The organism is Pseudomonas sp. CBC3 (assembly GCF_037967085.1).
Classification (GTDB): Bacteria; Pseudomonadota; Gammaproteobacteria; order Pseudomonadales; family Pseudomonadaceae; genus Stutzerimonas.
On the sequence record NZ_JBANEO010000003.1, the window covers coordinates 87,025 to 109,451 of the forward strand.

The following is a 22,427-nucleotide window of genomic DNA, read 5'->3' on the forward strand; positions in this document are numbered from 1 at the left end:
CTCACCCTTCTGATGGGGCGATTGGTGTCGTCTGTTGGCCCGCGTATAAAAAGCGAAGCCAAAGCAAGTCCGGGTCTTAACGATCTTCCAGGCGACTCGGACCCTGTTCCCCTTCAGGAGGCCGAGTGGAGGTGTTGCGCAGGGGACGAGCGGCATGGATGCCGCGAGAGGCTTAAAGGGCCATGGATGGCCCTTGTAAGCCGGGCCCCGAAGCAGCGCCGGAGCGAGGGAAGTTTTGCGAAGCAAAACCCGGATGTTGGGGTGGCCTTCTTTTTGGTTACTTTTTCTTGGCCAAACAAGAAAAAGTGACTCGCCCAGCAGGGCGAAACCAGGAGTTTCAGCATACTCGGTAAATCGCCCTGATCTCCAAGGCGCAAACCTAAACGAGCTGGCAGTATCACTTGCCCGTCCGATCTCAATCCGTTCCTCCGAGAAGCATATGATCTGGAAGTCAGCGATACGGCTAACATCACCCTCACACACGAAAACCCATCCAGACGCCCTGGCATCCGCGCCTGGCGCCCTGCCAACCGTCGGCACCAATGCGGCTCGGCAAAAAGATGATCGCAATCAAGTCTGTCGGAGCCTTCTAACCTGTAGAAAGTAATCCTGACTCCGCGATATCGGAGTGATCACGGTTCTGCCCGGCAGACTTCATCCCGCCGGGCAGACACGAAGAAGTTCAGGAGGCCTTTGTGCAAGTAATCGATCGGCGAAAAGCCCTGAGTATCCCGCCCCTGTGGCGGCTTGCCTTTCGCCCGTTTTTCCTCGCCGGCAGCCTCTTCGCGATGCTCGCAATCCCGCTCTGGGTCGCCGCCTGGACGGGCTTTTGGCCCGGTTTCCAGCCAACCGGCGGCTGGCTGTCCTGGCATCGCCACGAGATGCTGTTCGGTTTCGCCATGGCCGTCGTCGCGGGCTTCCTGCTCACCGCCGGGCAAACCTGGACCGGCCAACCCGGTGTGTCCGGCAGCAAGCTGATGGCACTGGCCGCCGTCTGGCTGCTGGCGCGGCTGGGCTGGCTGTTCGGCCTGCCGCTGGCGCTGGTGATCCCGCTGGATCTGCTGTTCATGCTTGGCGTGACCGGGCTGATGGCGCGCATGCTCTGGGTGGTCAGGCAGAAGCGCAACTACCCGATCGTGGCGGTGCTCACGCTGATGATTGGCGCCGATGTGCTGGTGCTCTGCGGTATCGCCCAGGGCAACGACGGCTTGCAACGCCAGGGCGTACTCGCCGGGCTGTGGCTGGTGGCGGCGCTGATGGCGATCATTGGCGGGCGCGTGATTCCCTTCTTCACCCAGCGCGGCCTCGGTCACGCCGAGGCGGTGAAACCTTGGGTCTGGCTGGATGTGGCGTTGCTGGTTGGCACCGGCCTGATCGCGGTGCTCTATGCCGCAGGCGTCGCGCTGCAACAGCACCTGCTGATCGGCGCGCTGTTCCTCGCTATCGCCGCCGGCCACCTGCTGCGGCTGGTGCGCTGGTACGACGGCAGCATCTGGCGCGTTCCGCTGCTCTGGTCGCTGCACGTGGCGATGCTCTGGCTGGTGGTCGCGGCGGCGGGACTGGCGCTGTGGAATTTCGGCCTGCTGAACAGCTCCAGCCCTTCGTTGCATGCGCTATCGGTGGGCTCCATGAGCGGCCTGATCTTGGCGATGATCGCCCGCGTCACGCTTGGCCACACGGGGCGTCCGTTGCAGCTGCCGGGTGGCATCGTCGGTGCCTTCGTGCTGTTCAACATTGGCGCGGCCTCGCGGGTGTTCCTTTCCGGCCAGTGGCCGGTGACGGGCCTTTGGCTGGCAGCGATCTGCTGGGCGCTGGCCTTCGCGCTCTACGCCTGGCGTTATGCGCCGATGCTGCTGAGCGCGCGGGTCGACGGCCATCCGGGCTGATCGTCCTTACCAAGCACTGCCTGCTTATTCATTCAACTGAGAAACCGCTGCCTGCCCAGTTCGGGGACGGGCAGCCTGCGGCTCGGCGGACGCCGGCATCGGAGATGATGATGAAAAGTGAATTCAAGGACCGCCTGGCAGTCGTCACCGGCGCCAGTTCGGGGATCGGCCTGGCGCTGTGCGCGGCGCTGCTGCAGCGTGGCGCGCGGGTGCTGGCCATGTCGCGCAGCCTCGGTGGCCTCGGGCAATTGATCGAAACCTATCCCGAGCACTTGCACTGGATCGCTGGCGACGTGACATCGGCGGACGATCTGGCCGCGTTGCGGAGCCGCGCGGCGGAACTCGGCCCGGTGGATTATCTGGTGCCGAACGCCGGCATCGCCGAGCTGGGCGATAGCCTCGACATGGCCTGTTTCGACCGGCAATGGGCCGTCAACGGCGCCGGTGCGCTGAACACCCTGGCCGCGCTACGCACCGAACTGGCCAAGCCGGCGTCGGTGATCTTCATCGGTACGTTTCTGGCGCGCGGGACCTTCCCCGGCCTCGCCGCCTATATCGCCAGCAAGGCCGCGCTGATCGCCCAGGCGCGCACGCTGGCGGTGGAATTCGCGCCGCTGGACGTGCGCATCAACGTGGTTTCGCCGGGACCGACCGCGACGGCGATCTGGGGCTCGCTGGGCCTGGCCGACGAGCAGTTGGAGCAGGTTGCCGAAGGCGTCAGCAAGCGCCTGCTGCCGGGACATTTCCTCGAGTCCGCGGCGGTCGCCAACGTCATCCTGTTCCAGCTGTCCCAGGGCGCCCGTGGCGTTTACGGTCAAGACTGGGTCGTCGACAACGGTTACACCATCAACTGATCGCGAGGCTGACGATGTTCAAATGGAAGCGGACCGCCCGGGACCTTCAGCAACAACGCGATGCTCTGCAGCGGACCTGCACCGACCAGGCTGCGCGTATCGCGGCGCTGGAAGAACAAGTGGCGGCGGCCAACGCGGAGAGCGCCGCGGGTAAATGCCAGCTGGACTATTACCGTGGCGTGGCCGGCAACCTGGTGCGCTTCAGCGATTCGGTGGCGCACCTGGGCGACTCATTCGAATACCTCACGGGCCGGCTCGGCGACAACCGCGATCGTGCGGAGCAGGTCGCCGACGCGGCGCTGAGCAACCAGCAGCACTTCGGCGAATTGCGCAGCAAGGCTGTCGACATGGAGCGCGGGCTCAACGAGGCTTCGCAGAAGGTCGACACCCTTGCGCAGCATTCGCAGGAGATCAATGGCATCGTCGATCTCATCAGCAGCATCGCCAGTCAGACCAACCTGCTCGCGCTCAATGCCGCCATCGAGGCGGCGCGGGCCGGGGAGTCCGGTCGCGGCTTCGCCGTGGTCGCTGGCGAGGTGCGAACACTGGCGGAAAAGACCGCGCTGGCCACGGCCGACATCGTGCGCAAGATCACCGAGGTTCAGCGCGAGATCGCCCACGTGCACGACTACATTCAGCTGCAGGGCGAACTGGCCCAGGGCTTCAGCCGAACCACGGAACGTGCCGTCGCCGCCATGCGACAGCTGCATCAACTGGCCGGCACCATGCGCCAGGGCATCGAGCATTCGTCGTTCCGTGCCGGCGTCGAACTGGCCAATCTCGATGAGCTGTCGCTGAAGTTCGCCGTCTACAATCATGTGCTCGGCTCGGGCGATCCAAGGCCGTCGGCTCTGCCCAGCGAGCGCGAGTGTCGCTTCGGTCGCTGGTATTACGCTCAGAGCAACCGTGACATGCAACGGCTGGAGCAATTTCAGCAGATCGAGCGGCCCCATATGGCGGTGCATCACCAAGGGCAGCAGGCGCTCGATGCGTTCGGTCGGCATGCGCTGGAAGATACGCTCACGTACCTGAGCAGGATGGAGGAGGCCAATCTGGAGGTGATGCGCATCGTCGCGGCGCTGATCCGAGAACACGAAAAGGCCGCTCAGCCGGTGACCGAGGCGTCGTAGCCAGACTGCCGGGACCGGTTACGTTCTGCGCGCGCCTGCTTGGTGCAAAAATATTGCGGGCGCGATTCAATAGTATTCATTGGCGATGTACTGGCGGCGCGCCGACAATGTCGCGCGCTTTTGACCGGTGCGACGTTTCAGTGCACCGGCCTACACAGCTAGCTTTGCGCAGCGAGCGCCGTCGGCTAGCGGAACGACTTCCCAACCAAAGCAGAAACAATGCAAGAACGCCTTCTCGACTGGTGCCGGTCTTTTGCGCCCGCGCCATTGTCCGCGCGTCCCGCTGAATGGCTGCGCGCCGCACTGGGTATCGGTCTGGCGCTGCTGGTGACGATACCTGTCAGCGCCTGGATATTCGGCACTTCGATCGCCCTGCCTCTCGCGGCCCCGGCAGCCGCGTCGGCGGTGCTGGTGTTCGTCGCGTCGTCGAGTCCTTTCGCCCAGCCATGGTCGGTGCTGGCCGGCAACCTGTTCGCGACTGCGATCGGCGTGGCGCTGGGTATCAGCGACGTGCCCATCGCTACCGCCGCGGGTCTGGCCGGAGCGCTGGCGATCTTCTGCCTGTTCGGCCTGCGCTGCCTGCACCCACCCGGCGCGGCGCTGGCACTGGTCGCGGTGGTGGGCAGCCCGGAGATTCATGCGTACGGTTTTCAGTTGCTCTATCCGGTGGCGTTCAACTCGGCGCTACTGGTCGCGGTTGCGCTGATCTACAACAACCTCAGCGGGCATGCCTACCCGAAGCCGCGCCCGCAGAAGGGCAACATCCATCACACACAGGACGCGCTGCCCAGCGAGCGCATGAGCTTCAGCGAGGATGACGTCGAACGTGCGCTGGCGGACTTCGGCGAATACGTGGACGTCACGCGCGACGACCTCGCACAGCTGATCAAACAGACCGAAAAGCACGCGTTGCGGCGCAGCATGGGTGAGATCACCGCCGGCGACATCATGTCCCGTGACCTCTACTGGAGCACACCGGACTGCTCGATCCAGCGCGCCTGGCAGACCCTGCGCGAGCACCGTCTGCATTCGATGCCGGTGCTGCAGCCTGACAGCCACAAGCTGGTGGGCATCGTGACCCTGGTCGACCTGCTCAAACACTTCCGCCCGGCGCCGGCGCGCATCAACTTCGGGCAACTCAAGTTTCTTCGCGGCGTGCAACTTCGCGCGATCATGAGCAGCCCGGTGGTCTCGGTGACCGAAGACACGCACATGGTCGACCTGGTATTCCTGTTGTCCGACCGGGGGCTGCACTGCCTGCCGGTGGTGGACGATGAACAGCGCCTGGTGGGCATGATCACCCAGACCGATCTGATCGCCGCGCTCTACCGGAACTGGCTCAAGCATCTTCCGGACTGATCGCCGCGCTCACTCGATCTGGTAGTTCCAGCGCGACCAGTCGTAGTCGTCCTCGGCCACCTCGCGCAGCAGTTCGATCGCCTTGAAAAAGGCGGGCGACTGCGCCGCGCGCGCATACACCAGATAGACGGGATAGCTGAATTCCGGCGCGTGCTCGACGCGCTTGAGCGCACCTTCGTCCAGATAGCGTTGCACCACCCGCGTGCGGAAGTAGCCACGACCACCGCACTGCATCAGGTACTGCAGGGCCAGCGGGCCCAGGCTGAACGACATCGCCGTGCGGATGTGGCCCGGCAGCGCAAGATCGTGCTGTTGGCGAAACGCAGGGCCCCAATCCACATAGACGTAGGGCTCCGCGATGCTGCAGTGCTCCACCTGGATCAGCTTTTCTTCCAGTAGCTGCTCGACCTGCAGGCCCGGCCAATATTCGGGTTGATGCACCAGCGCCGCGTCCAGCGCGCCGAGGTCGAGTTGCTTCTGCAAGGCGGTGCCGCTGTCCACCTCGTTGCGAAGCGCGTGATCGGGCATTTCCTGGCGCAGGCGCTGGACCCAGGCGAGCATCAGCGGATTGCACAGACTCACCTCGGCACCGAGCGACAGCAGATTGTCGAAACCGCGCGGCAACGGCAGATCACGCCGCGCGGTTTCCCAAGTCTGTACCAGCTGCGTGGCATAGGTGACGAAGCGCTCGCCATCGCTGGTCAGCCGCGCGCCGGCGCGGTTGCGTATGAACAGCCGACAGCCGAGCTGCGTTTCCAGGCTGCGCACCCGCGCCGTCACCGCCGTTTGCGTGATATGCAGCCGCTCAGCCGTGGCGACGAAGCTGCCGCTGCGAATGATCTCGAGAAAAGTGCGGGCGAGATCGATATCCATGGAATGCTCGTATCAGAAAAATTGTTATGAGAGCACTTTTGGATGAAAAGCTGAAGTTATAAAGCAGGGCGTAGGGTGGGCTTCAGCCCACCAAAACGAGGCACCGGGATCATACGGACGGGGCTGAATCGAAACGCCGCCGGCCCACGTCATGTTTTCTCGCCCAGCTTTCCAGCTTCCAGCGCTCTTGTCATCTTTCGCCTTACTTCGATGCCTCCTTCGGCGAATCCGACCTGTTTCCAACGTTGGGAGAAGACACCGGTGGGCTGAAGCCCACCCTACTGCCGTTCGCCCAGCTTCCCAGCCTCCAGTGCTCTTATCGTCCTCCGCCTTCAATGCGATGTCCCTTCGGCGAATTCGATTTTGTTGCCGACGTTGTACTTGCCCGAGGGCTTGTTCATCGGGATGCGCTTGATCTCTTCCAGGGTGTCACTGTCGTAGACGATCAGCGCGCCGTCGGTGTCCCAGACGCTGAGCAAGAGGTGCTTGCCATCCCTGGTGAATTCCACGTGTGCGGCGTTCTTGCCGGGCATCGGGCGCAGGGTGTGGGCGACTTCCAGGGTCTGTTTGTCGATCAGGTGCACGGCATCGTTGTTGGGGCCGAAGAAGACGTCGGTCCAGGCGTACTTCGAATGCTCATGGCTGCGCATGAAGAAGCCCGGACCTTCGGTGGGAATCTCCTTGATCAGCTTCCAGCTCTGCATGTCGAGCACTGAGATCAGGCCCTTGCTGACATTCGGGGTGGCGAATACCCATTCGCCGCCGCGTTTCCAGTAGATGCCCGAACCCAGGTGCGGCATGCCGGGCAGCGAGATGTCGGTGACCGCCTTGCGGGTGTCGAGATCGATCACCTGGCCGCCGTGGGCCTTGCGCGAGGTGGCGAGCAGGTGGCGATAGTCGGGGGTGAAGGAAAAATCATCGAGAAAGTCCGCGGCTTCGATGCGTCGCGGCACGAAGTCCGGTTCGCCGGCGTAGGACAGTTCCCAGGCCTCCTTCACATCCTTCAGCGCGACCACGAAGCTGTCGCGCGGTGGCGCGGTGTAGACGGCGCTGACCCGTGATGGCGTGCCGTCCGCGCCGACTGCCGGGATGTGCTTGACCAATGACAGGTCGCGGGCATCCAGCAGCACCAGGTTGCCCGGCAGATAGTTGCCCACCAGCACCCAGCGGCCGTCGTTGCTCACGGCCAGGTTGCGGGTATTCAGCCCGGCGCGGACCTCGGCGATCATGGTCAGGTTGTTGAGGTCGTAGACGCTGACCCAGCCGTCACGCGAGGCGAAATAGACGAAGCGTCCGTCCGGGGAAAACTTCGGCCCACCGTGCAGAGCGAAATGCGAGGGGAAGTTGGCCAGCTCCTCGAAGCGATCGCCATCGAGAATGCGCACATGATGATTGCCGGCCTCGACCACGACGAACAGGTTGAGCGGGTCGGCGCCGTGCTGCGGACTGTCGGGCAGCTTGGCAACGTCCGCCAGCATCCGGTGGCTGGCGCGAATATCGGCATCACTCCAAGTCGGCGGCACGGCTGAGGGCTGATAGAGATAATCGACCAGGCTGTCGATCTGCGCCTCGTCGAGCACAGCCGAATAGGCCGCCATCTGGCTGGCCGGACGGCCGTCGCGGATGACTTTGCGCGCCTCGTCCGGCTTGATCCGGCCAAGGCTTTCCGGCAACAGGGCCGGGCCGGCGCCGCCGAGGCGATCGACGCCATGGCAGCTCTGGCAATGCTGCTGGTAGAGCGCATGGGCATCGGCTGTCTCGGCGGCAGCGGCGCGCGGAATGGCCATGTCGAGCGCGACGAAGGTGGCGGCGGGCAGGGCGGCGGCGACCAATAACGTAGCAATCAGCCGCATAGGGCCTCCTTTTGCTCAGCGACGTCGCCACGCAGGCGAGCGGGGTACTGGACCTGCCGTCCATCGAATAGCCCGACCACCTTGCCGATCACCGTCAACGTCGGCGGCGTCAGCTGCTGCTCCTCGGCCATGCTCGGCAGTTGCTTGAGGCTGCAGCGCACCACCTGCTGGTCCTGACGGGTGCCATTGCCGATCAGCGCGGCAGGGGTATCCACCGGCAGGCCGGCGGCGATCAGGTTGCGCGAAATTTCGCCGAGGCTGGCCAGGCCCATGTAGAACACCAGCGTCTGGTTACTCTCGGCCAGGGCGTTCCAGGGCAGGTGCAACTCGCCGTTCTCCTGCAGGTGACCGGTGATGAACTGGCAGGAGTGCGCCAGGTCACGGTGCGTCAGCGGTATGCCCGCATAGGTGCTGCAGCCGGCAGCGGCGGTGATGCCGGGCACTACCTGGCAGTCGATGCCGCGTTCGAGCAGGAATTCCAGCTCCTCGGCGCCACGGCCGAAGATGAAAGGATCTCCGCCCTTGAGGCGTACCACGCGCTTGTCCTGCCGCGCCAGGTCCACTAGCAGCTGATTGATGTGCGGCTGCGGGAGGCTGTGGTAGCCGCTTGTCTTGCCGACATAATGGCGGCTGCAGGTATCCGGCAGCAGGTCCATGAGGTCCTTACTGACCAGACGGTCGTAAACCACCGCATCGGCCTGTTGCAGTAGGCACCAGGCGCGCAGGGTGAGCAGACCCGGATCTCCCGGGCCGGCGCCGACTAGGGCGACTTCACCAGGGGCGAATGCGGCGCTCAGCGAAGCGGGGAGTGTGATTGGCTGGTCCATGCGGACTCCTGTGATTCTCATCAGGTTGACGGTTGCGCTTGGCTGAGTACGGTTCTGACGACCGCTGGGGTTGCTGATTTACAGGGCACTGATTTCCACGCTGGGGATGCGTACAGGAAGCGGCAACCCGATTTCCTCGTCGCTCAGGTAGCAGCCGGGGTCTTCCGCCCACAGGTCACCGGCGGCCCAGGCACGGGTACGAGTGTTGCCGTTGCAGATCGGCAGCCAGCGGCATTCGGCGCAGCGCCCACCCACGGCGCGAGGGTGCTGGCGTAGTTCGCGCAGCAGCGGCTCGGGCTCATCCAGCCAGAGTTCGCGGAAGTTCTGTCGGCGCACGTTACCGACGGTGTGCTGCCACCAGTAGGTATCGGGATGCACATCGCCGATGTTGTCGATGTTGGCGATACCGTTGCCCGAGGCATTGCCGCCCCAGGCGCGCAGCATCTGCTCCAGGCGGTTGCGATGCTGCGGCAGGCGCTCCTCGACCCACTGCAGCAGCAGGATCGCGTCGGCGTCGTTGTTGCCGCTGACGAAATCGGTCTCGCGGCCGTTCTGCACGTCGTCCCAGGCCTGCTCGAAGAGCTGGCGCATGGCGTCGCGGGTCATCTGGTGGTGGGCGTCGGCCTTGCGGCTGCGCTTGCCGCGCCCGCTGTAGTTCAGGTGCGAGAGATAGAACTTCTGCACGTCATGCTCGCGCATCAGCGCCAGCAGGGCGGGCAGTTGGGGGTAGTTGTTCTGCGTGAGCGTGGTGCGCAGCCCGACGCGAATGCCGTGCTGACGGCACAAGTCGATAGCGTGCATCGAGGCGACGAAGCTGCCCTTGAGCTGGCGCCATTCGTCGTGCACCACCTGCAGGCCGTCGATGCTGATGCCGACGTAGTCGTACTTTGCTGCCGCCACTTGCTCGATATTGCGCTCGTCGATCAGCGTGCCGTTGGTCGACAGCGCCACGAAGAACCCCTTTTCACGGGCATAGGCAGAGAGTTCAAAGATGTCGTTCCGCAACAGCGGCTCGCCGCCGGAGAGGATCAGCACGCGCACACCGGCATCGTGCAGATCGTCGATCACCTTCAGGGCTTCGGCGGTATCCAACTCATCGCGAAATTCGCTGTCGGCGGAGGTGGCGTAGCAGTGCTTGCAGGTCAGGTTGCAGCGCCGCAGCAGGTTCCAGATGACCACCGGTGGGCGCGTGCCGCCGGCGCTGCGGGCGCCTAGCACCGGCAGGGTCGGCCGAGCCAGGGCACGCAGGTAATGGCTGATTCGCAGCATGCGGTCTCTCCTCGCCAGAGACCGAATAGGCCTCCTTTGCGTGGAGAATCGCCGAGGTGGGCGCCCTCTTCCTTGACCGGGAACAACAAAGCGAAGTCCACGTATGCAACCCTGGCAGAAGTCTGCTTGGGCACGGAGCTGGAAGTATTCCATGGCCATACCAACGTCGGGCTACTGATCGAACGAGTCCACAACACCCCTAGCTGCTTCTACGACGTCCCGCTGGATGGCTGGTCATCCGCTGTGAATCCCCCGATTGGTGCGAAGTCCGCGCCAAACTCGTTCGCGCCGACTTCACCCAGGGGTATCGAAGAACACTGAATGCCGCCGTGCGATTGAGTGGAGACGGGTAGATGATAGGGCTTGAGTAGGTAGGTGTCGGGTAAGCCCTGTGCTGCGATTGGTTCGCGAGGTGCTTTATGGAAAGCACTTGCGCTTTTCAGTCAGGACCTTGCGCTCAACGCCGCTTTTTGCGGCAAGTTGAAGCGCAGCGGAGATTTGTCCGGCAACAGCACATTGTTAGTGCTGTTACTCAAGTCCCCGATCTTTCTCTATTTGTGCTAAGTCTGACAATGTAATATTCGGATTATGTTTAGCTTCCTCTAAAAACACGTTTGCGTGCCTTAGAATTAAATTCGAAAAAAATCCTTTGGTGAGTCCTTTATTAGAAAGACCGATATCTGCCCTCATCGCCCGAAAAAACTCATCCATGAGAAAAATGCTGTGGGCGTCTGCTTTGCCCGATGCTAAATATTGCTTCCAAGAGACAAAACTGGATAAAACTCTCGGCCCACCCCATACGACTAGCTTTCTCTGCCACTCTTGAAGAAATGGAACCAAGCCTTCGTCATCGACTTCACCGTTTTTCTTTTCATTGAAAAATAGAGAAAAGAAGCGTTTAAGGAATTCATCGTATATTTCGATTTTCTGTGCTCTTAAATGAGCCTCAGCTTCTTTAACGCGCTCGAAAAATCTGCCGAGCACCAAGGTAATAGTTGCAACGATTATGGTTGAGGACGCGGTCAGCATTCCGGCCGCTAGGTCAGAGTTCAGAGCTGAAAACCAATTCCACAGTGAGGACGCGATCCACCATAAGAGAGCAAGCACTACCAGTATCAATAAAAGGCCAAGCGCAACTTGCTTTTTTGTTTCCTGATTCTGCATCTATAACGTCCTTTGATGTTAACGCTTGAGTTAGCCGCGCCGCGCCGCGAAGCGGCGTCGGATTGAATTGCTCACCCGCCTGACTTCTGCTTTATCCACCAGAGCACTGTGCGCTTGTAAATTATTTATTGCTCCGGAGCTTTTTCCTTTCAAGGTACGCCAGGAAGTCATTTCCTCGCTTCGTAACAGAGAACCGCCTCCATCTAACTCCTGCAACTTTTTCATTCATTACTAGACCGTGAATTTGTAGTTTCGGACACAAATTGTGATACATAAATGACGCGGCCTCGCTAGAGTCGATTTGGTTTGTGATGCCGGTGATAAAGCTGTCTTTATTCGATACGAAAAGATCAAGCAGTGAGTTTTCAAAATCTTCGCCGTCTTTCGAGAATTCACCTGGAACAGAGACCTTTATCGACTTTAGAAGCGCTCTTAATTCTTCGAATTCAGCGTCTGATGTGGTTGTTTTAGGTGATGTCCCTATCTTCTTTTCAGCACTATTTAGCTTTTCCTTAAGCATCTCATTTTCTTTAGATAAGCGTCCTATCTCATCTAGAAGTGGCTGAGTGTTTGTAACTTCGTCAGCAGAAACCCATCCTTTCAGATCTCGATTTGCCGAAAAATCCGATAAGCTTTCGTGCACGCACAGCTTGATATCTTTATGGTCATCGAAGAAAGAAGATATATTCGAAAGCACTTTATCTCTAAACATTTTTAGCTGCTTCGGGTTTTCCTTTTCCATCATTTCGGTGCCGTGCGTTCTAACTTTGGCTTCAAGAGCCGCCTCGTTTATGACAACTGCAAATAGTGGCTTTTCTTGCTCCACGGCATAATCATACTCTAGCTCTGTATAGCTGACACCAGATGAAGATTCTACGCTTCCGTACCTCCCCCCGAGTACCAGCATATATACATCTGATTCGTCTATCCATTTTTTGATAGTCTCCATCTGAGACTTGTTCCCAGACGTAAAGAGCTCCATTCCAGCAGGAATATGTCCAGCCTTTAGAATGGCACTTACAGCTGCCTGCCTTTCTTCAATTAAGTCTTGAAAAGTTGATGAGACAAACACCTGCAACTTGCGTTTCATTCGTAACTTCCTGGTAGTTTAAAGTGATTAGATAGAGTTCCACGCTAATGCATAACGACGGAGTTCCGTTTAAATCTGCCGGCCTGCTTGAGCGAGCCTTTTCCAAGTTCCACCCGGATTCTGCTCGGTTTCTCGTGTTAGCTTGACTTCCGTTTTCCAAGCAGGCGTTCATCGTCGGCATACGAAACAATTCGTACCGGTATGGCGGCCATTCGAGGCGGTAAGGGGAAGAATATGAACTGAGGTCACGCAACGATCACTGTGTGAAATTTGGGTCGAAGCTACTATTTAGCCATCATGCTTGTCCAGCCTACGGAAGTTGAGGCGGCGTTCGGAAAGGAATCTGGACTTGGCTGCCGGTGCTGGCTCTGCGGTTACACCCTTAACCCCGTCTTCTTCAGTATCCGGCTGCTCACCAGCATCTCGTCCGCTTGGCACGCATCGCTGAGTAGTTGGCGTATTTGCGCGCGGTAGTCCTCTATTTCCTCAGCGCTGCGGCCGTGGACCATGGCGAACAGGTTGTAGCGCCAGCCGTCGCGGCGTGGGCGGCGGTAGCAGTGGCTTACGAAGGGCTGTGATCCGAGCAGCGGGCCGAGGCGGCCGATTTCGGCGTCATCGATATCCCACACGGTCATGCCGTTGTGCTTGTAGCCCAGGCGGTAGTGGTTGGGTACGGCGGCGATGCGGCGGATGGCGCCGTCGTCCTGCAACTGGCGCAGCAGGGTCAGCACGGCGTCTTCGTCGAGGTCCAGGCGTTCGCCGATCCACGCCCAGGGATTTTCCACCAACGGCAGACCGGACTGGGTGAGTTCCACCAGGCGGCGTATCAGCGCGGGGTCAGGCGGGCCATCAAACCGAGAAATGCAGACCGACATGGTAGGTCTCCTCCTTGGGCAGGTTGAGCACCGGCAGGCCGGTCTGTGACTCGATGTGGGCGATGGATTCGGCGATGCCCTCGGGCGTCGCGCAGCCAAGGACGAACCACATATTCCAGGCATGTTCGCGGCGATAGTTGTGGGCGACTTCCGGCATCGCATCGAGCTGCGCGGCGACCGCGTCGAAGCGCTCTTCGGGTACCGACAGCGCGGCCAGGGTGAAGGCGCCGCCGAGGCGTTCGATGTCGAACATCGGGCCGAAGCGGGTCAGGGTGCCGTCGTCCAGCAGCGCCTGGATACGGTCGCGCAGGGTTTGCGAATCGCTTTCCAGCTCTGCCGCCAGCGTTTGCCAGGGCTGGCGCACCAGCGGCAGGCCATGCTGCAGGCGGTTGATCAGGCGGCGGTCGAGGTCATCCATGGGCAAGCTCCCGAACGGCGGGCGGGGCGTAGCGGCCACCGCACTGCTTGAAAGCGCGGGTGCTGAACAGCAACTGGTGCGGCACATGGCTCAGCTGGTGTTCGGCCAGCAGGGCTTCGATCTGCTCGCAGACCTGTTCGCGTTCACGACCGTGGACCATGCAGAACAGGTTGTAGGGCCAGTCCGGCAGGCGCCGCGGGCGCTGGTAGCAGAGGTTGATGCCGGCGGCCCGGCCGAGGCGCCGGCCGACCTCGTCGACCTGATCGTCGGCGATGTCCATCACCAGCATCGCGTTGGCGCGGAAACCCAGCGCGCGATGCTTGAGCACCAGGCCGACGCGGCGGAACAGCCCGTTCTCGCTCCAGTGCCGGACCTGTTCGAGCACTGCCTGTTCGCTGGCGCCGATGCGTTCGGCCAGCATCCGATAAGGACGGGCGGCAAGCGGCAGGCCCGCTTCGAGCAGGCTGCGCAGTTGCATGGCCTGCGAGTGGTCGAGGGTGCCGGTCATGGCGCATCTCCAATGGGAAAGCCGAGGTCGATGCGGTAGGCGCACTCCATGGGCAGGTCCAGCGGCGTGAGGCCGGTTTCCGCCTCGATCTGTGCCAGCAGGGCGTCCAGATGCGCACGGTCAGGGCCGGTGACCACAAACCAGAGGTTGTAGTCATGTTCGCGCAGGTAGTTGTGGTTGACCTCGGGGAAGCTGTTGATGCGGGCCGCCACGGCTTCTATTCGTGCGGGCGGCACGGCGAGGGCCACCAGGGTGCTGGCGCCGGCGCGGCTGTGCTCGAACACCGGCCCGATGCGTGAAAGCCCTCCGCCTTGCTCCAGTTGCCGGAGGCTGGCGAGAATCTCTTCTTCGCTGCACTCCAGCGCCTCGGCCATGGCGCGGTAGGGCTCGGCGCACAGCGGCATGCCGTGCTGGAAGCGGTCGATCAGGCGGCGGCTGAGGCTGTCCAGTTGCATGTCACAACCCCGTCTCGTGGGCGCGGCTGCTGAAGAAGATGCCGCTCGGGCTTTCGGCCGGCAGGCGCTTGAGCAGTTTCAGCGTGTAGGGGTCCCACACCTGGACTTCGCCGCCGTCGCGTACCGACAGCCAGAGCTGGTCGCCGCGGGCGGTGAATTCCATATGCAGCACCGCTGGGCCCGGTTCCAGGGTGGCGAGGATGGCGTGGGTTTCGCTGTCGATGACCTGCACCTTGCCGTTGTCCGGGTGGGCGAAGTTGACCCAGATCTGCCGGGCATCGGGGCGCGCCATGACGAAGATCGGCTGGCCGGCGACGTCGATGGCGTCGGTCTGCTGCCAGCTCTCGCTGTTCATCACCAGCACGCGGTGCTGGCCGACGGCGGGCACGAAGGTCTGGTCGCCGGCCACGGTCCAGCCTTCCAGGTGCGGCATCTTGTAGACCGGCAGTTTCTGCTGGCCACGGCCGTAGCCGTCGAGGATGCGTTCGACGCCCTTTTCCGGGTGCCAGAGGTCGATCTTGGCCATGCCGTCCTCGCCGAACAGGCCGGCAATGTAGTAGCGGCCCTCGGGGGTGAGCAGCGCATCGTAGGGCTGGTTACCGATGTTCTCGAAACGGCTGATCTGCGGTGTACGGCCCTGGCTGAAGTCCAGCAGCCAGGTTTCACCGGTGTCGAACAGGCTGTAGATGAAGCGGCGGCCCGGTGCGTCGATGACGCCGACCACACGCGAATTGCGGCTGCCGTCGGCCAGCGGCGTGGCCGGGATGTCAGCGACAAGTTCCAGCGTGGCGGCATCAAACACCTTGACCCCGCCCGGCTCGTAGTTGCCCACCGCGATCAGGCTACCGTCCTGGCTGATGGCGCCGCCGATGCTGTTGCCGCCCTGGATCACGCGCTTGTCGATGCGCTGGCGCAGCAGGTCGACCTTGGTCAGTCCGCCGTCGCGGCCGAAGACATAGGCGAAGCGCTGATCGCGGGAAAACACCACCGAGGCATGGGACAAGTCGCCCAGGCCCTCGATGCGCGCCAGGCTGGTCATGCCGCTGCTCTCGATTAGCTGCAGGCTGCCGGTGGCGCGCTCCACCACCACGCCCAGATCACCGGTGCCGCGCAGCGGTTGTTGCGCGCAGCCGAACAGCAGGCCGGCCGCAGCCAGCAGCAGGAAGGGACGGATCATGGCTTTGGATATCCTTCGATAAGCAGATCGACCAGCCAGAGGATGTCCTGCTCGTCGAGCAGGTCATTCCAGCCGGGCATGGCGGTGCCGGGGCGTCCATGGGTGACGGTGGCAATGAGGTTTGCGCGGGGTTTGCCGGCCAGTGCGTCGCGGGTGATCGCGGGGCCGAGGCCGCCGGTCAGGCGCAGGCCGTGACAGGAACCGCAGTCCTGCACGAGAAGATGTTCGAGTTGAGCCTGGCGTTCGGCATCGGGTGCCGCGGCCATCGCTGCGGGAATCAGGAGGAGGGACGCCAGGGCGAGCCCCAAACGCGATACTGCATGGCGGGACTGGGTCATGACGTCCTCCTGGACGTTACTTCGATTACTTCTGGCTAAGAACCCACTCAGCGAGGATCTTGGCTTCTTCTTCGGTTACAGCGTTTGGCGGCATCGGGATCGGACCCCAGACGCCCTGGCTGCCGTTCTTGATGTGGCCAGCGAGCGTGTCGGCAGCGCCGTCCTGGCCCGCGTATTTGGCGGCGACGTCCTTGAATGCCGGACCAACCAGCTTGGCATCGATGCTATGGCAGGCTGCGCAAGGCTTGCTCTTGAACAGCGCTTCGCCGTCCTGCGCCATCGCTGGTTGCAGCACCAGCGCACCGCCCAGGGCGAGCAGTGGAACTAGGATTTTCTTCATCAGTACTTCCTCAAGGCTAATGGGGAGGATCTTGATGTCCTCCCCGGTTTGACACTCAGTAGATGTCGTGCTGAGTGTTATGAACGTTAAATTTACCCGTTGGGGTAATCAATCTTTTGTCCCTGATCACCTTTTTCAGCTTCAAGGTCTTGTCATCGACCACCACGATAGCCGAATCCTCGTCTTGGCCGCTCCAGACGGAGAACCACACTTCATTACCGGCCTGGTTGTACTCGGGTTGTACGACACGCTTGGCGCCGTCTTTGATCCCTGACCAGTCGCCGATCGGCAGCACTTTGTAGCCGGCGTCGAGGTTGTTGATATCGAATACCGCAGCCGATTGGCTGACCTTGGCGTCCGGGTGGAAGGTGGTGTCCAGATAGAGGTGGCTGGATTTCGGATGCGTCTTGATGAACAGCGATCCGCCGCCCTGGCCCTTAAGCGTCTGCACGACCTTCCAGGCGCTGTCCGGGTGCTTGTCCGGGTCGGTGCCGATCAGCGAGATGGTCTCGTCGCCCAGGTGGCTGGTGGCCCATACCGGTCCGAATTCGGGGTGCACGAAGTTGGCGCCACGACCTGGGTGCGGGATTTTGCCGACATCCACCAGCGCGGCCATTTTGCGATCCTTGGAGTCGATCACCGCCACCTTGTTGGAGTTGTTCGCCGCCGTCATGAAGTAACGGTGGCTCACATCCCAGCCGCCATCGTGCAGGAAGGGCGCGGTGCCGATGATGGTGGTGGACAGGTTGTCGATGTCTTCGTAGTTGACCAACATGACCTTGCCGGTTTCCTTGACGTTGACGATGAACTCGGGGTGCTCGTGGGAAGCGATGATGGCGGCCACGCGTGGCTCGGGATGGTATTCCTGAGTGCCGACGGTCATGCCGCGGGTGGAGACGATCTGCAGCGGCTCCAGGGTCTCGCCGTCCATGATGGTGAACTGTGGCGGCCAATAGTCACCGGCGATCACGTACTTGTCTTCGTAGCCCTTGAACTTGGAGGTTTCCACCGAGCGCGCCTCGATGCCGACCTTGATTTCAGCGACCTTGACCGGCTCCTTGCCCCACAGGTCGATCATGTCGATCTTGGCGTCGCGCCCGATCACCAGCAGGTAGCGGCCCGAAGCGGACATGCGCGAGATATGCACGGCGTAGCCGGTGTCGATGGTCTTGACGATCTTCTTGGTGTCGCCGTCGATCAGCGCGATCTTGCCATCGTCACGCAGGGTGACGGAGAACAGGTTGGGCAGGTCCAGTTTGTTCATCTGTTTGGTTGGACGGTCCTCGGGCTTGACCAGCACCTGCCAGGAATCCTTCATCTGCGCCATGCCCCACTCCGGCGGGGTCGGTGGCGTGTGCTGGATGAACTTGGCCATCAAGGTGATTTCGTCTTTGGTCAGCGCGTTGGAGGTGCCCCAGTTGGGCATGCCGGCGGGCGAGCCGTAAGTGATCAGCGCTTCGAGAAATGCCTGGCCGCGTTCCTGAGTGATGTCCGGCGTCAGCGGCTTGCCGGTGGCGCCCTTGCGCAGCACACCGTGGCAGCCGGCGCAGCGCTGGAAGTAGATCTCCTTGGCCTTGTCAAACTCGGCTGCGCTCAGGTCCGGCGCGCCGGGGGAATGCATCACCTGGGCACTCGCTGGATCGATGCTGGAAGCGCGCCCCTTGTAGGCCGCATCGGCGCTTTCGGGATTGGCTGCCGCCTGGGCGACTGCCAGGCCGAGCAGTGAAAAGGCGGCGATGAAGCCCGCCAATACTGGTTTGCTCATACTCTTTTCTCCTTCTGACCGCATCTTGCGGTTCCTGCTAATGACGGCGATGTGGCAGTTCCCGGGGCTTGCTGTGCGCGGTTTGCATCCTAGAGAGAGCCGTTGCGAATGCGCTTGATGGCAATCAAGAGTGAACCCGGGATGGGGCAGGCGTGACGTCGTGTCGCGGGGAGATCGGGCTTGCAGTTCGGCGTCGCGTGCCGGCTCGGCGCCCATTTCGATTCGGGCTTGACCGTAATCAAGCTTCGCCGGCGGATGGCTTGAGGGGGCAGGGCGTGGCGGGTAGTTTGGACTTAGATGAATAACCAACTGCTGCAGTGAGGTATTGCCAATGAACGCGCCCGAAAACCTTGTCGGCATTGCTGACGCGCCGTTCTATCAATCGCTGGGTAACGAAGAAGTGCTTTTCGAGCAGGCCTGGCGCCATGGAATGCCGGTGCTGATCAAGGGGCCGACCGGCTGCGGCAAGACCCGTTTCGTGCAGTACATGGCACATCGTCTGAACCTGCCGCTGTACACCGTGGCCTGTCACGACGACCTGTCCGCCGCCGATCTGGTCGGCCGCCATCTCATCGGTGCGCAGGGCACCTGGTGGCAGGACGGCCCGCTGACCCGTGCGGTGCGTGAAGGCGGCATCTGCTATCTCGATGAAGTGGTGGAAGCGCGGCAGGACACCGCCGTGGTGCTGCACCCTTTGGCCGATGATCGCCGCGAGCTGTTCATCGAACGCACCGGCGAAGCGCTCAAGGCGCCGCCGGGCTTCATGCTGGTGGTCAGCTACAACCCCGGCTACCAGAACCTGCTTAAAGGTATGAAGCCCAGCACCCGGCAGCGCTTCGTCGCCATACGTTTCGATTACCCGCCAGCCGCCGAGGAGCAGCGCATCGTCGCCAACGAGGCTCAAGTAGATGCCGCGCTGGCTGCGCAGGTGGTCAAGCTCGGGCAGGCGCTGCGTCGCCTCGAACAGCATGATCTGGAAGAGGTCGCCTCGACCCGGCTGCTGATCTTCACCGCCCGCATGATCCGTTCCGGCATGAGCCCGCGCGAGGCCTGCATGGCGTGCCTCGCCGAGCCGCTTTCCGATGATCCGCAAACCGTAGCCGCCCTGATGGATGTGGTCGATGTCCACTTCGCATGAACGCCTCGCGCTGACGAACCGCCGGTTGCCGGGCGATCTGGCGATGTGGTTCTTCATCCTCGCCGAGCTGACGGTCTTCGCCATCCTGATCCTGGCGTTCGCCGTTACCCAGTTACTGAACGCCGAGACGTTCCGCGAAAGCCGCGCGGCGCTGGACAGTTCCATCGGGTTGGTGCTGACGCTGAGTCTGCTGACCTCCGGTTTGCTGGCGGCGCTGGCGGTGGAGCAGGTGCGTCTGGATCGGCCACGTCGCGCAGCCGGATTGCTATTGGCGGCGCTGGTGACGTCCTGCGTCTACGTGGTGCTCAAGCTCAACGAGTACAGCCACCTTTCAGGGCTGGGCCTGGGGCTCGAGCACAGTACCTTTTTCACGCTGTACTGGATTCTCACCGGCTTTCATTTCCTGCACGTGTTGCTGGGGATGGTCATTCTCGGCTGGATGGCCGAGCGCTGCCGTCGTCAGACCTACACCGCGCGTGACTGCGCCGGGCTGGAGTCCGGGGTGCTCTATTGGCACATGGTGGATGTGGTCTGGGTGGTGCTGTTCCCGCTGGTCTACGTGATCAACTGACGAGGTCGTGATGTCTGCTTCGAAGGTGTTGATTGTCTGCTGGCTGGTCCTGGCCGCGCTGTCCACGGCGACGGTGGCGCTGGGCAGTTCCGGCTCGACCCTGCTGCTCGCCGCGGCGGTGCTGGTCATCGCGCTGGTGAAGGGCTGGGTGATTACCGAGCGCTTCATGGAAATGTGCCATGCGCCGATGATGTGGCGCTTGCTGATGCTCGGCTGGCCGCTGGTGATGGCGGCTGGGGTGATCCTGACGCTGGTTTGAGTTGGGTCAGGCTGGGTGTTGGGGCTCGTGTTCTGGTGGGCTGAAGCCCACCCTACGGACTGTAGCGTTCCGCGCCCGCCAATGTAGGGTGGGCTTCAGCCCACCGATATCAACAATCTTGATCGCTCTCAATGCCCCGCGTCGGCGCGTTGCTCTGGACGCTCCGCGTCTGCTTTAAGAGTCCTGCACATCCAGCGCCGTGACGCATGGTGTTCTCAAATGCTGGCGTGGGACGCCGCCCGGCATGCCTTCCCATAAACCCGACTAAAACGTTTGGTCTTTTTCTTGATTGCCATCAAGCAGGTTTCGATAGCTCCCTTCTTAAACTGGCCACGCCAAGCCATGAGGAGGCGACCATGTCCGAGACCTTCACCAAGGGGATGGCCAGGAATATCTACTTCGGGGGAAGCGTGTTCTTCTTCCTGGTATTTCTCGGCCTGACCTATCACACAGAGCAGACCTTTCCAGAACGAACGAATGCGTCGGAATTGACCGAGGCGGTCGTGCGCGGCAAGGAAGTCTGGGAAAACAACAACTGCATCGGCTGCCACAGCCTGCTTGGTGAAGGCGCCTACTTCGCGCCGGAGCTGGGTAACGTCTTCGTCCGTCGCGGTGAAGATGCGGCCTTCAAGCCTTTCCTGAGTGCCTGGATGAAAGCGCAGCCGCTGGGCGCGCCAGGACGCCGGGCGATGCCGCAATTCAACCTGAGCGAACAGGAAGTCGATGATCTGGCGGAGTTCCTCAAGTGGACCTCGAAGATCGATACCAACAACTGGCCGCCAAACAAGGAGGGCTGAGAGATGAGCATCATGAATCCGCATCTCAAATTCCAATCGCAAGCGGTCGCCAAACCCTACTTCGTGTTTGCGCTGATCCTGTTCGTCGGGCAGATCCTGTTCGGCCTGATCATGGGCCTGCAGTACGTCGTCGGTGACTTCCTGTTCCCACTGTTGCCATTCAACGTGGCGCGGATGGTTCACACCAACCTGCTGATTGTCTGGCTGCTGTTCGGCTTCATGGGCGCGGCCTACTACCTCATCCCCGAGGAAGCGGATCGCGAGCTGCATAGCCCGAAACTGGCGATCATCCTGTTCTGGGTGTTTGCAGCCGCTGGTGTGCTGACGATTCTCGGCTACCTGTTCGTGCCTTACGCCGGACTGGCGGAAATGACCAAGAACCACCTGCTGCCGACCATGGGTCGCGAGTTCCTGGAGCAGCCGACAATCACCAAGATCGGCATCGTGGTGGTGGCCCTGGGCTTCCTCTATAACGTCGGCATGACCCTGCTCAAGGGTCGCAAGACCGTGATCAGCACGGTGATGATGACCGGTCTGATCGGCCTGGCGGTGTTCTTCCTGTTCTCCTTCTACAACCCGGAAAACCTGGCGCGCGACAAGTACTACTGGTGGTTCGTGGTGCACCTTTGGGTCGAAGGCGTGTGGGAACTGATCATGGGTTCGATGCTGGCCTTCGTCCTGATCAAGATCACCGGCGTCGACCGTGAAGTGATCGAGAAGTGGCTCTACGTGATCATCGCCATGGCCTTGATCACCGGCATCATCGGCACCGGTCACCACTTCTTCTGGATTGGTGCGCCCGAGGTCTGGTTGTGGCTGGGTTCGATCTTCTCGGCCCTTGAACCGCTGCCGTTCTTCGCCATGGTGCTGTTCTCGCTGAACATGGTGAACCGTCGTCGCCGGCAACATCCGAACAAGGCCGCATCGCTCTGGGCCATCGGTACGACCGTGACTGCGTTCTTCGGTGCTGGCGTGTGGGGCTTCCTGCACACCCTGGCTCCGGTGAACTACTACACCCACGGTTCGCAGTTGACCGCAGCCCACGGCCACCTGGCCTTTTACGGTGCCTACGCGATGATCGTGATGACCATGATCAGCTACGCCATGCCGCGTCTGCGTGGCCTGGGTGAAGCGCCGGATGCGCGGGCTCAGCGCATCGAGATCTGGGGCTTCTGGCTGATGACCATCTCCATGGTTGCCATCACCCTGTTCCTCACCGCCGCTGGCGTGGTGCAGGTCTGGCTGCAACGCATCCCGGCTGACGGCGCGGCGATGTCCTTCATGAATACCGCCGACCAACTGGCCATCTTCTTCTGGCTGCGGTTGATCGCCGGGGTGTTCTTCCTGGTCGGGCTGGTCTGCTACCTGTACAGCTTCAGGCAGCGTGGCCGGGTTACCGCCGACGTACCTGCAGCAGTCGCTGCAGCCTGAGACTGACGCACGATGAACGACGGCCCGGCTGACCCAGCGGGCCGTCTTCG

Annotated in this window: 23 protein-coding genes and 1 pseudogene; 10 read left to right on the top strand and 14 right to left on the bottom strand. The window is 61.8% G+C overall.

From position 1 onward, the window contains the following. Positions 1–695: 695 nt before the first annotated feature. The 5 genes and pseudogenes from V6943_RS12870 to V6943_RS12885 all read left to right on the top strand — a co-directional run bounded on the left by V6943_RS12870 (position 696) and on the right by V6943_RS12885 (position 5,229). Positions 696–1,886 carry an NnrS family protein gene (locus tag V6943_RS12870; RefSeq protein ID WP_340553841.1) on the top strand — a complete coding sequence of 397 codons (1,191 nt, stop codon included), beginning with the start codon at positions 696–698 and terminating at the stop codon, positions 1,884–1,886. A 110-nt stretch (positions 1,887–1,996) separates the two neighbouring features. Continuing rightward, positions 1,997–2,740, top strand: a complete 744-nt coding sequence (locus V6943_RS12875; protein ID WP_181105074.1) for an SDR family NAD(P)-dependent oxidoreductase — start codon at positions 1,997–1,999, stop codon at positions 2,738–2,740. A 389-nt stretch (positions 2,741–3,129) separates the two neighbouring features. Further along, a pseudogene (locus V6943_RS20470) lies at positions 3,130–3,408 on the top strand (methyl-accepting chemotaxis protein); the annotation flags it as partial. A 57-nt stretch (positions 3,409–3,465) separates the two neighbouring features. Beyond that, positions 3,466–3,870, top strand: a complete 405-nt coding sequence (locus tag V6943_RS20475) for a CZB domain-containing protein (RefSeq protein WP_445324143.1) — start codon at positions 3,466–3,468, stop codon at positions 3,868–3,870. Positions 3,871–4,089: 219 nt separating this feature from the next. Next, complete coding sequence (locus tag V6943_RS12885) at positions 4,090–5,229, top strand: HPP family protein (protein ID WP_340553845.1); 1,140 nt, start codon at positions 4,090–4,092, stop codon at positions 5,227–5,229. A 9-nt stretch (positions 5,230–5,238) separates the two neighbouring features. Here V6943_RS12885 and V6943_RS12890 read toward each other — a convergent pair whose 3' ends face one another. From V6943_RS12890 to V6943_RS12955, 14 genes are all read right to left on the bottom strand, one after another. Beyond that, the gene (locus tag V6943_RS12890) at positions 5,239–6,102 is read right to left on the bottom strand and encodes a LysR family transcriptional regulator (RefSeq protein ID WP_340553847.1); all 864 of its coding nucleotides are present in this window, start codon (positions 6,100–6,102) and stop codon (positions 5,239–5,241) included. 332 nt (positions 6,103–6,434) lie between these two features. Beyond that, a complete protein-coding gene (locus V6943_RS12895) occupies positions 6,435–7,955 on the bottom strand; it encodes a nitrite reductase (RefSeq protein WP_340553848.1) in 1,521 nt (506 codons plus the stop codon). After that, entirely contained in the window at positions 7,946–8,782 is an 837-nt protein-coding gene (gene cobA / locus V6943_RS12900; protein ID WP_340553849.1) for a uroporphyrinogen-III C-methyltransferase, read from the bottom strand. Before cobA ends, V6943_RS12895 begins: the two co-directional genes overlap by 10 nt. Before the next feature lie 78 nt (positions 8,783–8,860). Then, the gene (gene nirJ / locus V6943_RS12905; protein ID WP_340553851.1) at positions 8,861–10,051 is read right to left on the bottom strand and encodes a heme d1 biosynthesis radical SAM protein NirJ; all 1,191 of its coding nucleotides are present in this window, start codon (positions 10,049–10,051) and stop codon (positions 8,861–8,863) included. Between the two features lie 528 nt (positions 10,052–10,579). After that, positions 10,580–11,215 carry a hypothetical protein gene (locus V6943_RS12910; protein ID WP_340553852.1) on the bottom strand — a complete coding sequence of 212 codons (636 nt, stop codon included), beginning with the start codon at positions 11,213–11,215 and terminating at the stop codon, positions 10,580–10,582. Between the two features lie 121 nt (positions 11,216–11,336). Beyond that, a complete protein-coding gene (locus tag V6943_RS12915) occupies positions 11,337–12,305 on the bottom strand; it encodes a DUF4062 domain-containing protein (protein WP_340553854.1) in 969 nt (322 codons plus the stop codon). A gap of 374 nt (positions 12,306–12,679) precedes the next feature. After that, entirely contained in the window at positions 12,680–13,180 is a 501-nt protein-coding gene (ahbB, locus tag V6943_RS12920; RefSeq protein ID WP_340553855.1) for a siroheme decarboxylase subunit beta, read from the bottom strand. Then, on the bottom strand, positions 13,155–13,598 hold the full coding sequence (locus V6943_RS12925; RefSeq protein WP_131650860.1) for an Lrp/AsnC family transcriptional regulator: 444 nt from the start codon (positions 13,596–13,598) through the stop codon (positions 13,155–13,157). The genes ahbB (V6943_RS12920) and V6943_RS12925 overlap by 26 nt, the downstream gene beginning before the upstream one ends. Then, positions 13,591–14,106 carry a siroheme decarboxylase subunit beta gene (gene ahbB / locus V6943_RS12930; RefSeq protein WP_340553857.1) on the bottom strand — a complete coding sequence of 172 codons (516 nt, stop codon included), beginning with the start codon at positions 14,104–14,106 and terminating at the stop codon, positions 13,591–13,593. The genes V6943_RS12925 and ahbB (V6943_RS12930) overlap by 8 nt, the downstream gene beginning before the upstream one ends. After that, positions 14,103–14,561 (bottom strand): Lrp/AsnC family transcriptional regulator, encoded by a 459-nt coding sequence (locus tag V6943_RS12935; RefSeq protein ID WP_340553858.1) that lies wholly within the window; start codon positions 14,559–14,561, stop codon positions 14,103–14,105. The genes ahbB (V6943_RS12930) and V6943_RS12935 overlap by 4 nt, the downstream gene beginning before the upstream one ends. 1 nt (position 14,562) lies before the next feature. After that, positions 14,563–15,738, bottom strand: a complete 1,176-nt coding sequence (locus V6943_RS12940) for a cytochrome D1 domain-containing protein (RefSeq protein ID WP_340553860.1) — start codon at positions 15,736–15,738, stop codon at positions 14,563–14,565. After that, positions 15,735–16,076 (bottom strand): c-type cytochrome, encoded by a 342-nt coding sequence (locus V6943_RS12945; RefSeq protein WP_340553862.1) that lies wholly within the window; start codon positions 16,074–16,076, stop codon positions 15,735–15,737. Before V6943_RS12945 ends, V6943_RS12940 begins: the two co-directional genes overlap by 4 nt. Positions 16,077–16,101: 25 nt before the next feature. Further along, positions 16,102–16,416, bottom strand: coding sequence for a c-type cytochrome (locus V6943_RS12950; RefSeq protein ID WP_131650856.1), 315 nt, complete (start codon positions 16,414–16,416; stop codon positions 16,102–16,104). 55 nt (positions 16,417–16,471) lie between these two features. Next, positions 16,472–18,181, bottom strand: coding sequence for a nitrite reductase (locus V6943_RS12955; RefSeq protein ID WP_340553864.1), 1,710 nt, complete (start codon positions 18,179–18,181; stop codon positions 16,472–16,474). Between the two features lie 358 nt (positions 18,182–18,539). Here V6943_RS12955 and V6943_RS12960 point away from each other — a divergent pair, with 358 nt between their 5' ends. The 5 genes from V6943_RS12960 (at position 18,540) to V6943_RS12980 (ending at position 22,377) form a co-directional block, all read left to right on the top strand. Next, the gene (locus V6943_RS12960) at positions 18,540–19,319 is read left to right on the top strand and encodes a CbbQ/NirQ/NorQ/GpvN family protein (RefSeq protein WP_340554697.1); all 780 of its coding nucleotides are present in this window, start codon (positions 18,540–18,542) and stop codon (positions 19,317–19,319) included. Next, positions 19,303–19,890: a cytochrome c oxidase subunit 3 gene (locus tag V6943_RS12965; RefSeq protein ID WP_340553866.1), complete on the top strand. Its 588-nt coding sequence runs from the start codon at positions 19,303–19,305 to the stop codon at positions 19,888–19,890. The genes V6943_RS12960 and V6943_RS12965 overlap by 17 nt, the downstream gene beginning before the upstream one ends. Before the next feature lie 10 nt (positions 19,891–19,900). Beyond that, a complete protein-coding gene (locus tag V6943_RS12970) occupies positions 19,901–20,149 on the top strand; it encodes a cytochrome C oxidase subunit IV family protein (protein ID WP_131650852.1) in 249 nt (82 codons plus the stop codon). 356 nt (positions 20,150–20,505) lie between these two features. Continuing rightward, the gene (locus V6943_RS12975; RefSeq protein ID WP_131650851.1) at positions 20,506–20,946 is read left to right on the top strand and encodes a c-type cytochrome; all 441 of its coding nucleotides are present in this window, start codon (positions 20,506–20,508) and stop codon (positions 20,944–20,946) included. Between the two features lie 3 nt (positions 20,947–20,949). Beyond that, entirely contained in the window at positions 20,950–22,377 is a 1,428-nt protein-coding gene (locus V6943_RS12980; protein WP_181105036.1) for a cbb3-type cytochrome c oxidase subunit I, read from the top strand. Positions 22,378–22,427 lie beyond the last annotated feature (50 nt).